General features: G+C 48.2%; 13 protein-coding genes, 1 tRNA gene and 1 pseudogene. 9 read left to right on the forward strand and 6 right to left on the reverse strand.

From position 1 onward, the window contains the following. Positions 1-261, forward strand: a pseudogene (locus tag VFS25_RS21685) (DNA ligase D); the annotation flags it as partial. An 81-nt stretch (positions 262-342) separates the two neighbouring features. Here the strand turns inward: VFS25_RS21685 and VFS25_RS21690 are convergent. After that, positions 343-615 carry a hypothetical protein gene (locus VFS25_RS21690; protein ID WP_326464277.1) on the reverse strand — a complete coding sequence of 91 codons (273 nt, stop codon included), beginning with the start codon at positions 613-615 and terminating at the stop codon, positions 343-345. A gap of 121 nt (positions 616-736) precedes the next feature. On the opposite strand from VFS25_RS21690, the gene VFS25_RS21695 reads away from it, so the two are divergent. After that, a complete protein-coding gene (locus tag VFS25_RS21695; protein ID WP_326464278.1) occupies positions 737-1,141 on the forward strand; it encodes a hypothetical protein in 405 nt (134 codons plus the stop codon). Positions 1,142-1,312: 171 nt separating this feature from the next. Here VFS25_RS21695 and VFS25_RS21700 read toward each other — a convergent pair whose 3' ends face one another. Continuing rightward, positions 1,313-2,089 carry a DUF72 domain-containing protein gene (locus tag VFS25_RS21700; RefSeq protein ID WP_326464279.1) on the reverse strand — a complete coding sequence of 259 codons (777 nt, stop codon included), beginning with the start codon at positions 2,087-2,089 and terminating at the stop codon, positions 1,313-1,315. A 171-nt stretch (positions 2,090-2,260) separates the two neighbouring features. Here VFS25_RS21700 and VFS25_RS21705 point away from each other — a divergent pair, with 171 nt between their 5' ends. Next, on the forward strand, positions 2,261-4,291 hold the full coding sequence (locus VFS25_RS21705) for a sialate O-acetylesterase (protein WP_326464280.1): 2,031 nt from the start codon (positions 2,261-2,263) through the stop codon (positions 4,289-4,291). A 135-nt stretch (positions 4,292-4,426) separates the two neighbouring features. Here the strand turns inward: VFS25_RS21705 and VFS25_RS21710 are convergent, their stop codons facing one another. After that, positions 4,427-4,822 carry a YidH family protein gene (locus VFS25_RS21710; RefSeq protein ID WP_326464281.1) on the reverse strand — a complete coding sequence of 132 codons (396 nt, stop codon included), beginning with the start codon at positions 4,820-4,822 and terminating at the stop codon, positions 4,427-4,429. Positions 4,823-4,876: 54 nt separating this feature from the next. Next, complete coding sequence (locus VFS25_RS21715) at positions 4,877-6,058, reverse strand: YbfB/YjiJ family MFS transporter (protein ID WP_326464282.1); 1,182 nt, start codon at positions 6,056-6,058, stop codon at positions 4,877-4,879. A 78-nt stretch (positions 6,059-6,136) separates the two neighbouring features. Between VFS25_RS21715 and VFS25_RS21720 the strand changes: the two genes are divergently transcribed. The 3 genes from VFS25_RS21720 to VFS25_RS21730 are packed head-to-tail and all read left to right on the forward strand — an operon-like array spanning position 6,137 to position 8,227. Then, a complete protein-coding gene (locus VFS25_RS21720; RefSeq protein WP_326464283.1) occupies positions 6,137-7,015 on the forward strand; it encodes a LysR family transcriptional regulator in 879 nt (292 codons plus the stop codon). Positions 7,016-7,069: 54 nt separating this feature from the next. Continuing rightward, on the forward strand, positions 7,070-7,633 hold the full coding sequence (locus VFS25_RS21725; protein WP_326464284.1) for a Crp/Fnr family transcriptional regulator: 564 nt from the start codon (positions 7,070-7,072) through the stop codon (positions 7,631-7,633). Positions 7,634-7,678: 45 nt separating this feature from the next. Further along, on the forward strand, positions 7,679-8,227 hold the full coding sequence (locus VFS25_RS21730; RefSeq protein WP_326464285.1) for a YceI family protein: 549 nt from the start codon (positions 7,679-7,681) through the stop codon (positions 8,225-8,227). Positions 8,228-8,404: 177 nt separating this feature from the next. Here VFS25_RS21730 and VFS25_RS21735 read toward each other — a convergent pair. Next, a tRNA-Arg gene (locus tag VFS25_RS21735) sits at positions 8,405-8,478 on the reverse strand. 468 nt (positions 8,479-8,946) lie between these two features. On the opposite strand from VFS25_RS21735, the gene ung reads away from it, so the two are divergent. Further along, positions 8,947-9,621, forward strand: coding sequence for a uracil-DNA glycosylase (ung, locus tag VFS25_RS21740; protein WP_326464286.1), 675 nt, complete (start codon positions 8,947-8,949; stop codon positions 9,619-9,621). 177 nt (positions 9,622-9,798) lie between these two features. After that, complete coding sequence (locus VFS25_RS21745) at positions 9,799-10,506, forward strand: lysophospholipid acyltransferase family protein (RefSeq protein WP_326464287.1); 708 nt, start codon at positions 9,799-9,801, stop codon at positions 10,504-10,506. Between the two features lie 5 nt (positions 10,507-10,511). Here the strand turns inward: VFS25_RS21745 and VFS25_RS21750 are convergent, their stop codons facing one another. Continuing rightward, positions 10,512-13,157: a putative LPS assembly protein LptD gene (locus VFS25_RS21750; protein ID WP_326464288.1), complete on the reverse strand. Its 2,646-nt coding sequence runs from the start codon at positions 13,155-13,157 to the stop codon at positions 10,512-10,514. 438 nt (positions 13,158-13,595) lie between these two features. Between VFS25_RS21750 and VFS25_RS21755 the strand changes: the two genes are divergently transcribed. Beyond that, positions 13,596-14,564, forward strand: a 969-nt coding sequence (locus tag VFS25_RS21755; protein ID WP_326464289.1) for an N-acetylmuramoyl-L-alanine amidase, incomplete at its 3' end; no start/stop codon positions are given.

A 14,564-nucleotide genomic window follows, 5' to 3' on the forward strand; every position in this document is an offset into this window, starting at 1 on the left:
CGCAAAATGTATATTGATTTTTTGCAGAACCGCCCGCAGGCCACGCTGGCCGCGCCTTATGCCCTGCGGCCAAAGCCAGGCGCCACCGTATCAATGCCCCTGCATTGGAAAGAAGTGAAAAAAGGCCTGCAAATGAAAGACTTTACCATTCACAATGCGCTGGACCGCCTGCGGCAGGAAGGCGATTTATTTAAACCGGTGCTGGGTAAGGGCATTAATATGGAGAAGGCCCTGAAGAAACTGCAAAGCCTGTACGCATGATGATCATGCAGCTATTATAAAGATTTTCAGAAAAAAGAGGAAGTAACGGAAACGGGGGCACGAATAATATAAGACCCGCGGTTAAAGGCTGATAATTTTGGCAAACCCTACATCGCTCGTAATATGCGGCCCGTATGGCCGGTCTACCAGGTAAAACTTTACTGTTTTTCCAATATGCTCTTTGGCATCTTCCAGCTGATCAAAATATACCAGTGCTGAAACCACCTCATCCCCCCGTTTAAACTGCACATGCGGCAGGTCGGACACAGGATGCATCACAATAGTACCTGTTAATGGTCTTTCCACGTTATATACATTTTCATTGGCAGGCTTCGCTGCCGGCTTCTTTGACATTTAAATACACCACGGAAACTAATATTTTTCCGGTTATTTCCCGCACTATTTTGTGCAGATGGCGGAAATGCAGCTCCAAATGCAGGGATAAGCCCTATACTTGCAGCATAAATATATGCATATGGTAGAAGGTACAGATGTGCGCATTGGCAACCTGGTATGGTATTACGATTATAGTATGACGGAAACCGCTTTCCGGGTAGAGGGCATCCTGGACGGCTACATCTACAACACACTGCTGCCCAGGAGCAGGCTGCCGTTTAAAGCAGTACATCCCATTCAGCTGGAAACCGGTCACCTGCTGGATTTCAGCTTTCTGCCCGAAGAAGGGCAGCATGCCAACATCTATGCATATAAATACCACCATTCCAGCAGCATTTATATCCGCGATGAAGGTTACTCGTTTCAACCGGTTGCCTACTCTTCTGCCAGCGGATTTATTCCCTATGGCCGCCCCCTGGCGCACGTACACCAGCTGCAGAACCTGTTTTATGATATTACAAGGGAAGATATTTTTATAGCATAGCAGCCGTTACAGGCCGCTACGGTATTCGCACTGCAAACCGGCTGACCAATATAGATGCCGCACTGGCCGGAGCAACTGGCCTGTATGGAGGCATTATTTTCACCATCGTAAAGCCTGGCGCGGAAAAACGCACGCCGCATATTGCTTCCAGGAGCCACGACTTTACCGGTATTAAGGTGCCGCTTCACAAGCCGCATGCACATAGCTATTCAGCGTCACAAGGTTTTTAACGGCATCGCCGGCTGTATTGTTGAAGTAAACGTACACATCTTTTCCTTCATTTACCCATTCCCGTATGAACCCGGCCTGCTGCAGTAAATACGCATCGGCATAGCCGCCGCGGTAATCGCCGGTTGGCCCGTGAAAGCGCTGGTACACAAAATGCGCGTGTTTGTTCAGCTGCATGCTCCTTGATTTGGGAATATCGTGCAGCACCACGCTGCAGGCATATTCATCGGCCAGCTCATATACTTCGCCAATGTACCAGGAGGTATGGCGGAACTCCAGCGCCACCTTCCAGGTATGCGCCGGATCGCTGCGCTGTATCAGGTCCAGCAGCGCGGCTACCCTGCTGAAATACTCCACCGTCAGCGATGGCGGGAACTGCAGCAGCAGGCACCCTTTTTTACTACCCGCGGCATTGATCACTTCCATAAACCGCAGCACATCTTCCTGCCTGTATGCCAGCGCTTTCACATGCGTGATCTCCCGCCACAACTTAAACGTAAATACAAAATCGTCCGGTACGCTGGCTGCCCACTTCTGCACCGTGGCCGCCTGCGGCACTTTATAGAACGAGCTGTTGATCTCTATCGTATTGAACAGGGAGCCATAGTAAGTAAGCCGGCTTTTATCTTTAAAAGCCTCCGGAAATGCCTGCTTGTTAGGCACCGGCAATACCAGTCCGCTGGTGCCTGATCTGAATATGCCCGGGTGGGTACCGCTCATGGTAACTGCTTTATTGTTATAGCAAGCAAAAATCCAACCAGGCCCGCAGGCGCTACCAGGTAAAAAATGACTGTCAGCTGTACAAATAAAATATGCTATTTTAGTCTGCACAGGTAACAGCCGCCGCCTTCGGCTGCTAACCCGGCTTTTTAAATTCCACAAGACTAAACTATGACCCAGCAACCGCTTCCCGGCTTATGTACAACGCACCCGTTACGCCATTTTATCCTCAAACAATCACGCCGTCCTGCATGCTGCAGGTGGCTTTTACTGGCAGCAGCGCTTCTCTTTTGTAACCAGGCGCTTTACAGTCAGCTGAAGCTTCCGCGCCTGGTCAGGGACAGCATGGTATTACAAAGGGATGTTCCACTGCACCTCTGGGGTTGGGCGCAGGGCGGAAAAAAGGTAAGCCTGCTGTTTAACAGCCGGCATTACAGCGCCCGGGCAAATGCAGATGGTAAATGGACCATTACCCTGCCTCCCCAACAGGCAGGCGGCCCCTATAGCATGACCATCACAGCCGGCAATAGCATTACCCTTCACAACATACTTATTGGCGACGTGTGGTTCTGCTCCGGGCAGTCCAATATGGTATTGCCCATGGAGCGGGTAAAGGAAAAATACCCTGCAGTAATTGCCGGCGCCAACTATCCGGCCATCCGGCATTTTTTTATTCCCACGCTTACCAATCTTGTTCAGCCGGAAGATGATCTGCCCACAGGCTACTGGAAATCCGCCACACCGGCAGATGTGCTGCAATTTTCTGCAACCGCTTACTTTTTTGCCCTGGACCTCTATCAAAAATACCACGTACCCATAGGGCTTATTAATGCCAGCGTTGGCGGTACGCCCATTGAAGCATGGATGAGTGAGGACGCATTGCAAAAATTCCCCGCGCTTTACAACAAGCTGCAGCAAAACCAAGACACCGCAGCCATTAACACTGTTAACCGCAGGGAAACAGCGCTTGCTGCAGCTATGCACGAACAGCAACAGCAAATGGATGCAGGCCTTACCGCTGCTACACCCTGGTATGATACGGCCTATAGGCCCAAAGGATGGCGCAGCATTAATATACCCGGCTACTGGGAAGACCAGGGATTAAAAGCCCTGGATGGTATTGTATGGTACAGGAAAACAGTAGATGTACCTGCATCTGTGGCGGGTAAACCTGCAAAGCTTTTTATGGGCAGAATAATAGATGCCGATTACCTGTATGTGAATGGGGTGCCTGCCGGCAATATTACTTACCAGTACCCGCCAAGAAGGTATACGCTTAAAGCAGGCCTGCTGAAGCCGGGGAAAAACATCATCACCATAAGGGTTATTAACTACAGGGGCAAAGGGGGCTTTGTACCCGATAAGCCGTATTACATACAGGCAGGCGATACGATGCTTGACCTGAAAGGGGAATGGCAGTACAAGGTGGGCGAAGTTTTTATGCCCGGCAGCGATACGGATAACGCCATCACCCTGCAATACCAGCCCGCATCCCTGTTCAATGCAATGGTAGCCCCGGTGGCCGGCTATTCCATTAAAGGCATATTGTGGTACCAGGGAGAAGCCAATGCCGGCGCACCGGCGGAATACGATAAGCTGCTGCCGGCGCTGATTAACAACTGGCGTAATAAGTGGCAGCAGCCGGATATACCCTTCCTGTACGTGCAGCTACCCAATTATATGGACCGGCAATTCCTTCCTTCGGAAAGTAACTGGGCTATCCTGAGAAATGCGCAGCTAAAGGCCCTGAGCGTGCCTAATACGGCAATGGCCGTAACCATTGACCTGGGTGAGTGGAACGACATTCACCCGCTGAATAAAAAAGATGTTGGCCATCGCCTGGCGCTGGCAGCAGAAAAAACAGCCTATCATGAAAACGGCATTGTTTACGCAGGTCCCGTTTACCAGTCGTGCAAGGCAGCAGGCAATAAAGTAGCGATCCGGTTCAGCCACACTGGCAGCGGGCTTGTAAGCTGCGACGGTGAGCCCCTGCAGCAGTTTGCCATTGCAGGACCTGATAAAAAATTCGTGTGGGCGCAGGCTGTAATTGAAGATGATAAGGTTATTGTATGGAACAGCGCAGTAACCGACCCAAAATATGTACGTTATGCCTGGGCCGATAATCCTGCCGGCGCAAACCTGTATAATAAGGAAGGATTGCCTGCATCCCCGTTTGAATGTGCCGTAGGTGAGGATAGATAAAAAAGCAGTAACGTTATGAACAAAATAAGCGTTTTCCGGATGGCCGCCAGGACATGCATTTAAGAATAACAGTTGGCGATTAGCTGTTCAACGGGCAAAGCTGTATAAGGATTAAAGCCGCCTAAAGCCATACCCTTATGCGCTCAGCAACAAATATACAATCAGCAATACACTGATAACAAGCAATCCTATGGTAGTAAGCAGGGAAAGCCTGAAAGACGGGAAAAAACTGCCGCCGTTCAGCTGCCTTTCAATTTTGCGGTAGCGGAAGAATGCCAGCAGGGACATAACAGCGCCGATAGCAATTAGCAGAATGCCTATTACGGGAGAATATCCCCTGCCGGGCAACCGCACATCCCTATCCACCACCAGCGCCAGCTGCCGTACAAAAAGGGAGAACTTCACCACCACAAAACCAAATCCCATAACAGCAATGCTGGTACGTATCCACGCCAGGAAAGTACGTTCATTGGCCAGGTGGTCCGAAGGGCCGGCGGGCTTTACCGGCTTTAATGGCTCCTGTGTGCTCATTGTTTTTTTATTGGTGTGTACAAATATAGTACCTGTGGACGAGCAAATACCCGCCTAACGCCTGGAGCTGATAAAATCAAGCACACACCCTATTATAAGGGTCACCGCACCTATTTTAAAAAGCAGGTAATAGGAACCGTAAACCGAAAACAGGTAAGACATTATATAAGCCGTAAGCGCGTGGGTGATTGAAAAGGTGATGGTCATCCAGCTCCACACCTTTTTCTGAAGGCCCGGTATAACCAGTTCCGTAATCCGTCCCGCGGCCAGCGACGATATGCCCAGGGCCAGGCTTCCTACAAATACGGACGATAGCACAAGCGACCACCAAGCCGTGGAAAAAACAGGCATCATCACCCCCATTCCCTTGATCAGTAAACTAATACGGATGCTTTTTCCAAACCCGATCCCGTCGGCCATATAACCGCTGATAAGGGGACCAAGCGCCGCCGATATACCCAGCAGCACCCATAATTGAGTGCCACGGTCAATACCCATATGCAGGCCGCGGCTTACAAAGTCAACCCAGAAAACAGTATGCGGCACAAAGCCAACTGCATTACAGGCATAGGAGATCAATAACAAAATAATGCTGCGGTTCCAGGTAGAATAGTTTCCGGCAAGCGTAACAGGTACTTCAACAGTATGCTTTTCATTACTCCCTGCCGGCCAGCCATTCCAGGAAATCAGCATAAATATCAGCGATATGACCGCAAAGCTCAACCAGGTGGTTGTTAAGCTTATCTGCACTAAAACAGGAATAAGGGAGCCTGCTAAAGCAATACCAATGCCCACGCCGGAAAAAATAATACCGCTCAGCAATCCTTTCTTTTCAGTAGGTGTATGTTTAAAGATGGTGGGAGCCGTTAGCACCATCACAATTCCGCCGGCCAGTCCTGCAATTAACCGCAATGAAAAATAAACCGGGAAAGTCAAAGGATAAGCGCAGCAGGCAAAGGATAAGGTAGCAGTAAACAACGAAATCCGGATCAGGTAAAGGGAAGGGACATAGCGGTTGATACGGGCCCCAAAAGCCGCGCCTATAATGTAACCTGTAAGGTTGGCCGCACCCAGGTAGTCGGCCTGGCTTACAGAAAACCAATGTTCTTTTATTAAAGCAGGTATCAGCGGTGGGTACCCAAATCTGCCAAAGCCGTTTCCGATAAGCAGCGCAATAAAGCCGGTTAATGCAGGTATCATAATTCCCGGTGTTGCCGTTAATGTCTTCGCTTTCATAATGCGAAAGTATTCTTAGCTTTGTATACTTATAAACGATTGTTTTTGATAATTATTTATCATTAAAAACGATTGATAATGCAAATCAATGATCTGAAAATATTCCAGGCAGTAGCGGAGCATAGCAGCTTTACCAAAGCAGCCGCGGTTACCAACACCGTGCAATCCAACGTAACTGCCCGCATTAAATACCTGGAGGAGTACTTTGATACCCGTTTGTTCGAGCGTACTTCAAGAAAAATTGAGCTTACCGATGCCGGTTCGCATCTGCTGAAAGTGGCAAAGGAGATCCGGCTGCTGTTAGAAAATACAAAGGCGGTATTGGGTGGTAATAATACGGTGGCAGACCTGATTAAAATAGGTTGTGTTCATACTACCGCTGCGCTGCGGGCGCCCGGCATCCTGAAGAATTTTTCAGATAAATATCCGCAGGTGGAATTCCGTTTAAAAACAGGCACATCTGCCGACCTGGTTAAGGAAGTGCTTTCATATAAGCTGGATGGCGCCTTTGTAGCGGGAAAAGTGAACAACCGGGAACTTATAGTGCAACCGGTGCTGGTAGAAGAGCTGGGCATCATCACATCTTCTTTGATTACAAGCGTAGACCAGCTTAAAAAAACTGTTAAGCCGCTAAAGCTGGTGGTTTTTAATGATGGTTGTTCTTACAGGAAACATTTTGAGGCATTGCTGGGAAAGTGGCAAATCAGCCGGTTTGCGGTTGCAGAGATGGATACGCTGGAAGGTATTATAAACACCGTAGAAGCAGGTATTGGCGTTACGTTATTGCCTGTAGCGCTTATTGAAAAGCATTACCGGTACCGTAATCTTCATACTTTTCACCTGCCCAAAAACTTTGCCCGGGTGCAAACTGTTTTTGTAAGAAGAAAAGACTTACCGGTTAATAAAGGCTATCAGCTGTTTTTTGAAATGATTGGAAAGGGGTATATAGGCGGCTGAAGCTGCCTGCAACGGAGCTGCTTTTAGCGGAAATCACATGTAATAACCTGTTCAATGGCCGATTTTATTCAATACTGTATAGCGTTTTCTGAACTGGATGAAGCAGCAATAAATGCTTTGTTACAAAATGTAACAACCAAATCCTTTGATAAAGGAACGTATTTACTAAAGGAAGGGGACGTTTGCAAACACCTGTACTTTATTAACGAAGGACTTGTAAAATCCTCCTTCTACAAAGGAGATAAGGAATTTATTATGCGTTTCTTTCCCGAAAATATTTTATTCTCCCTGTTTGACAGCTATTTTCCCCAAACGCCATCCCGGTGCATGATAACAGCCCTGGAAAACACCACGGCAACCCTGATAAATTATCATGCAATGGAAACCCTCTGCCAGCAACATCACTGTATAGAAACCTTTTTCAGAAAGCTGGTAGCTGTGGCATCCGCCAAAATGATGAAACGAATAAGCGAGATGCTTGAAGAAAATGCAACAGAACGATACAACCTGTTTCTGCAGGAGAACAGCGCCATCATACAACGTATTAACCTGGGCGATCTCGCAAAATACCTGGGCATCGCACAACAGTCCCTGAGCAGGATCCGGGCAACCAGGTGATTTTTTAACATAGGTGAAAAATCTTCTCCCGGGCCATCCATACTTTTGAAAAAAAAATTTATGGACCTACAAACATGGGCAATTGACCTGCAACATTCACAGGTACAGTTTAAAGTAAAGCATCTGGCAATAGCAAATGTTTCCGGCACCTTCAGAAAGTTCGGCGGTGCTGTAGCAATAACCAGTACACATGACTTTGATAATTCTGAAATTTATTTTGAGCTGAATACCGCAAGCATTGATACCAACAATCCTGAACGGGATAACCATCTTAAATCCGGTATGTTTTTAAATGCCGACAAATACCCAAAAATTTCCTTTGATGGTAAGCTTATCAAAGCGGATGACGAATATAAGCTAAACGGCAACCTTACCATTTTGGAAACTACATTGCCGGTGAGCATGGCTGTGGAATACACAGGTATGGGGAAAGGGCGTTATAATGACATCCGGGCGGGCTTTGAAGTACATGGAAAAATTAACCGGAAAGATTTTGGCCTCAATTTTAATTTATTAAACGAAGCCGGTGACCTCGTAGTAGGTAATGATATAAAACTCCACTGCGATATTGAGTTAATAAAAAAGGATGCATAACAGGAAAACCAAGCTGCGTTCAATTGTTTTACGGATGCGCCCAAATAAAAAAGCGAAGCCGTCTTGACTTCGCCTCGTGAACCGGATTGGATTCGAACCAATGACCTTCCCGGCTTACAGCCGGGATGCACTGTCCAGACCAAATAAAAAAGCGAAGTCTTTTCAAACTTCGCCTTGTGAACCGGATTGGATTCGAACCAATGACCTGCTGCTTAGAAGGCAGCTGCTCTATCCAGCTGAGCTACCGGTCCAATATGTATTCTTTTTTGTTACCTCAATCTTCTGAACCAATGACCTTCCCGACTTTCAGTCGGGATGCGCTATCCAGCCGAGCTACCGGTCCTGATTTATTTTTTAAATTATTCCTTTCAATTCCTAATAACCTTCCCGACTTTCACTCGGGATGCGCTATCCAGCTGAGCTACCGGTCCAATATGTATTCTTTTTTGTTACCTCAATCTTCTGAACCAATGACCTTCCCGGCTTACAGCCGGGATGCTCTATCCAGCTGAGCTACCGGTCCAATATGTATTACTTTTTTGTTACCTCAATCTTCTGAACCAATGACCTTCCCGACTTTCAGTCGGGATGCGCTATCCAGCTGAGCTACCGATATTGTTTAAAATAAATCCCTATATTTATCTTTCTTTTTGGGAGTGCAAATTTATAAAAAATTCATCCAATAATTCAAATTTAGCCGTTTTTCTAATACTATAGCCATGGACGTACAAATAGAAGCCAGTTGGAAAGAAGCTTTAAAAGAAGAATTTGCCAAATCCTATTTTGGAGAGATCGTCATGTTCCTCAAACATGAAAAAGCCCTCGGTAAAACTATTTACCCACCCGGTAATCTCATCTTCAATGCATTCAATACCACTCCGTTCGATAAGGTAAAGGTAGTTATACTCGGGCAAGACCCCTACCACGGGCCCCGCCAGGCACACGGTTTATGCTTTTCTGTGCAGGATGGCGTACCGCCGCCGCCTTCGCTGATAAATATCTATAAAGAAATGAAATCCGACCTGGGCCTCACGCCACCCGCCAGCGGCAACCTTACCAAGTGGGCCGAACATGGCGTGCTGCTGCTCAATGCCATCCTTACCGTGCGCGCCGGCGAAGCCGCCTCCCATAGCAAAATCGGATGGGAAACATTTACCGATGCCGTTATCCGTAAAATATCTGATAAAAAGGAAAACGTGGTGTTCCTGTTGTGGGGAAAATTTGCGCAGGATAAGCAGGTGCTCATAGATGCTACCAAACATCATATCCTGAAAGCAGCGCACCCTTCTCCTTTTAGCGCCGACAAAGGCTTTTTCGGCTGCCGCCACTTCTCAAAAACCAATGAGCTGCTGTCCAAAGCCGGTATTACCCCTGTTGATTGGCGTCTGGACTAAACCCGTTTTATATTGATATATTAGTTACATTTATCCCTTGAAACAACTAACGGTCATGGGCATGGCCGTGGTGAGTGAATCACTGACTGTCAACTGTTTATGAGCAGGTTAAAGAATATTCTTGGCCGTTTATATGCGGCGTACGGGTTATTGTTCTTCTCCGTCAATATTCTCATCATGTTTATCCCAATGTGGCTGGTATCGCTGTTACCAGAGCCCAGGAGAACCCGCTGGTTCTTTATGCTGGCCCGCGGTTGGATGAAAGTATTTATGCCCCTGCTGTTCTGTCCCGTAAGAAGAAAAGGACTGGAATACTTTGAGCCCGGCGTTAACTACATTGTAGTATGCAATCATAACTCCCTTATGGATGTACCGGTTACCACCCCGGGTGTGCCCGGCCTTAATAAAACCCTGGCCAAAGTTGAAATGGCCCGCACCCCGCTGTTCGGCGTAATGTATAAAATAGGCAGTGTGCTGGTAGACCGTAAAGATGAGAACAGCCGCCGCCACAGCTACGAAGAAATGAAGGAAGTGCTGGCCATGGGCATGCACATGATCCTGTACCCCGAAGGCACCCGCAATAAAACAGACCAGCCGCTGAAATCATTTTATGATGGCGCCTTTTCACTGGCCATCGATACGCAGCACCCTATTATGCCGGCCGTATTATTCCATACCCGCGAAATACTGCCGCCGGGCCGCATCTTTTATGCCCTGCCGCATGTAATAGACTTTCACTTTCTGCCGCCTATATCCACCAAAGGGTTAGGTAAGGACGATATGCCTGTCCTGAAAGAAAAAGTGTTCAAAGCCATGTGGGAATATATTGAACAGTACAGGGAGCAGCGCACTGCCGGCGCGCCGGGCCTCTCTGCCCAGGCATAGCTACGCTAAAGGTCGTAAAACTGCCGCGTTCGATTAATGCGCAGGTCACGCAGTAACCCGGATTTGGGGCTGATGGTGATGCTGAACTGCCGGTAAGTACCAAATGGTATCAGGTTAATAGACATCTGCCAGCAATGCAGATCGCGGGAGATATACATATTCGTATACGCTATTTCATGGTTAATGAAGTCATAACCGCTGTTCAGGCCTACCTTCCACTTGGGTGTAAGGCTAAAATCGCCGTTAAAGTTCAGGTACTGGTTAAAGTTTACCACCACCCCGCCAGAATCCGGTATAATGGATTTGCTGTAGGTTAAGCTGTACGAAAGGTCTATACGCCAGGGAATGTCAAAGTCAACGTATTCACCGGGATTATTACGCACCATCTGCATCTGCCGCGCCTGCGCCTGCATGGCGGCATCCCCTGTTAATTCCTGGTCTTCTATCTCCTCCTTGGTCTTTTCCTTTTCCTTGCTTTTTTTATCGTTCGACTGGAAAGAGGTGCTCATGGTAATGTTGGCATTTGTGAGCCGTCCAAGGCTTAGCTTACCGGCCGACCATACATACTTGTCCAGCCGGTGCCCCCGCCTGTCTACAACATACGGATCAATATTACCGCTGGCGGAAATATTTACCTTATCAAACAGGTTGGTACGTGCATATATGCTGAAGGTCGACAGCTTGAACGAATCCGCTATCAGGTTATAGCTGCCGTTAATGCCAAAACCATCCAATAGCTTTATCTTCTTTTCCTTGGCGGCAGAGGTGTCTTTTTTAGAGGCCACCTTCATTTCCAGGTTGTTGTCCAACCCGAACGATATAAGGCCGGCCCTCCCTTCACCGGGCACGCCCACTACAGATCCGTCAAAATAAGATACGCGGCTTACGTCCTCCGGGTCAAAGCCATACCGCAGGGAGTCATAGGCGCTGCGGGCCAGGTTAGGCTGGTAGCTTAAGCTCACAGTAGGCCGCATTACGTGCCGGATGGCCTTTATCTTGGATGTTTTCTTAAACACATACATCCCGTACATCGCGGTGGAAAGAGATACGCTGGCGCTGGCCTGCCGGGCGGCAAAAAAGCCGGTCTGGTAGGTGGTATCTATACCGCCCAGGGTATCAGTGGCGGGGTTAAACCGGTGAGGGTTCCAGGAACGGATCATTTTACGGGTATACCAGTATTCCGAATAGTTAATGCCCGGCGACAGGGTGAATGTTCCTACCGGGATGGAAAAAGAAACAGGTATGGTGTGCTGCATACCGGTTTGCAAACGGTCAAACATCTCCTTTTTCAGGAACATCGTGTCTTTGAAGTTCACGCTGTTACGCAGCACCGTGCTGTAGGAAATACCTATTTTCTGATACCATTTCGGAGCACCCACCAGTTCCTTGGGCTGAAAGGGATAAATGGTATTTACATTAAAAGAGGCATCCGGGAAAGAGATGAATATGTCTTTGGTAGATAGGTTCTGCTGGTGGTTCAAACTCATGGTCAGGTTATAAGGTTTGCCCTGCCATGTTTTCGAAAAGCTGATGGATGAACCGATGTTGTTATTTACCCTGGTATAATAATCAAATACGTTGTACTGGTTGTAAGAGGAGGTACCAAAGTTTACGTTGGCGCCAAAGTTTACGCCAGGCCGCGCCTTGCTGTCCATGCTGTGGTTCCAGGTTACACGGAAATCACGGGAACGGGTAAACTCTGATTTTACGGCCGGGTCGCCAAAACGGGTGGTGGCAAAGCTCAGGTTTAAGCCGCCGTTATAGCGGTAGCGCACGCGGTATGTTGGACTGGCTGTTAAGCTCCAGCTGCCGTAGGAGTATACATCGCCCCGCATGGTAAGGTCAAAATGCTCCCCCAGGCCCAGGTAGTAGCCTCCGTTCTCCAATCCCACCCCCTTCTGTGCATTCACCACGTACTGCGGCGGCAATATGCCCGAACGCTGCCCCTGGGTAATGGGAAATATGGCAAAAGGAATAAATAACGGCGTAGGCACCCCTTCTATTTCCAGGTTGGCCGGGCCGGAAATCACCAGTTTGTCAGGTATTACCTTTATCTTGCGGGCACGGAACTGGAAGTGGGGGGTGTCCAGGTTACAGGTGGTATACCCGTTCTTGAAGCCGAAAATGGTATTATCCGCCTCACGCTTGGTTTGCTGGCTGTGAATATAGCCCTCCCCATACTGCGACCGGGTATTATAGATCTTAGCTCTTTGGGAATTAAAGTTATACCGTAAGGTATCGGAGTCAAAGTTCTGCTCACCGTCCTTCAGCACCGGCCGGCCAAAAGCCTTGCCGCTGGTGTCTTTTGCGGTAGTGGCCTCCAGCACACCGGTTTCCTGGCTAAAGTTCATACGTTCAGCAGTCAGGTCTACCGTTTTATATTTGGTGTTGGCATTGCCGTACAGGTAAAAGCGCTTGGTAGGTATCTGCAGCACAATAGAGTCCTTGGCCTTATAGTTCACAGGCGCATCCAGGCTGTCTTTCGACAGTTTGGGCATGTAGGTGGTATCTACCACAGTAGTGTCAGTAGCGAGCCCGGTGGTATCTGCGGCGGTGCTGTCTGTCCGTGGGGGGATGGTATCGCTGGTTTTACGGGCGCTATCCTGCGGCTGCGCCCTGGAAAGCGGCACGGTATCAGGGTTTGCCGGCACGGTATATGTGAAACTTTTGTTAAAATATACGTTCCTGTGTGGCGCCGCCCAGGCAAATGCATCTATAATAAGGATAAAAGCAAAGATAGCACCTGCCACGAACAGGTACTGTCTGAAAAATTTTTTATAATTATTTTTGTGGTCAGGGCTCATGTGTCAAGCGGGCACAAACCTACAAGTTTTTATACAAATTATTATCATTCGTAAAACGAAAATGAGCGGCCGGTGATACACCGGTTTTGCAGATTTATAAAAGTATTAACGATCTTATGATCAATTATCAATTATTAATTACAGATGAATGTTGAGCGCTTAACGCAGAACGCCTAACGCGTGGGCGGTAAGACGCCAGATTGTTGGCGCACCGTCCAATTCGTAATTCGTAATTGATAATTCGTAACTGACTTACTAACGCCCATTAAATAAATATTTTGCAACATGCGCTGGAACCGACTTTGGATTTTAGGATGCGGAACACTATTTATCTTTACCTTATTTGTACAGGCTACGCCTGATAAGCCTTCTAAACCTAAACACTACCCGGATAGCCCGCTCCGTACCATTGTGATCGATGCAGGTCATGGCGGTACAGATGTTGGCGCCCGTGGCAGCTACTCCACTGAAAAAGAGATTACCCTGGACGTAGCCCTCAAGCTGGGAAAACTGCTGGAAGAAAATATGCCCGATGTAAAGGTGGTGTATACACGAAAAGTGGACCGCTTTGATGATCCCCGCCGTAAAGCACAAATAGCCAACGATGCCCACGGCGACCTTTTTATATCCATACACTGTAATTCTGCTCCCAAAACCAGGCACGTAACCGGGCACCGTACCGTATACCGCAGAAAAGGGAAACGGAAGGTAGCCGTAAGGGTGCCCATTTACAGCTACTCCCCCAGCACAGCACAGGGTACAGAAACCTATGTATGGGCCACCAGTAAGAACGATGCTAAAACAGAATCATTAAAGGCCAGCTCCGTAATGGTGCTGGATGGTAATTCCGAAGAAGCCAAGGAAGTAATGGATGCCGCCGACCCGGAAACCTTTATACTGCTTAACACCCTGCGCAACGCCTTCTTTGACCAAAGCCTGCGCTTATCCGCCATGGTAGAGGATGAATTTACCAAAGTAGGCCGTATCAGCCGTGGCGCCCGCCAGCGGAACGAAAAAGGCATCTGGGTATTGCAGGCAACCGCCATGCCCAGCGTGCTGGTAGAGCTGGGCTTCATCAGCAACCCCGAAGAGGAAAAATACCTGAACTCCGCCAATGGCCAAAACGAAACCGCCATGTGCATATACAAGGCTGTAAAACGTTATAAAGAGGAATTGGAGCGCTTTGGCAATAAGGAACCGCAGGCAGCACCTGCGCCGCCGCCTCCCGTGCCGCAGCCGGTAGTACAGCCTGTA

Source organism: Chitinophaga sp., from assembly GCF_035761305.1.
Classification (GTDB): Bacteria; Bacteroidota; Bacteroidia; order Chitinophagales; family Chitinophagaceae; genus Chitinophaga.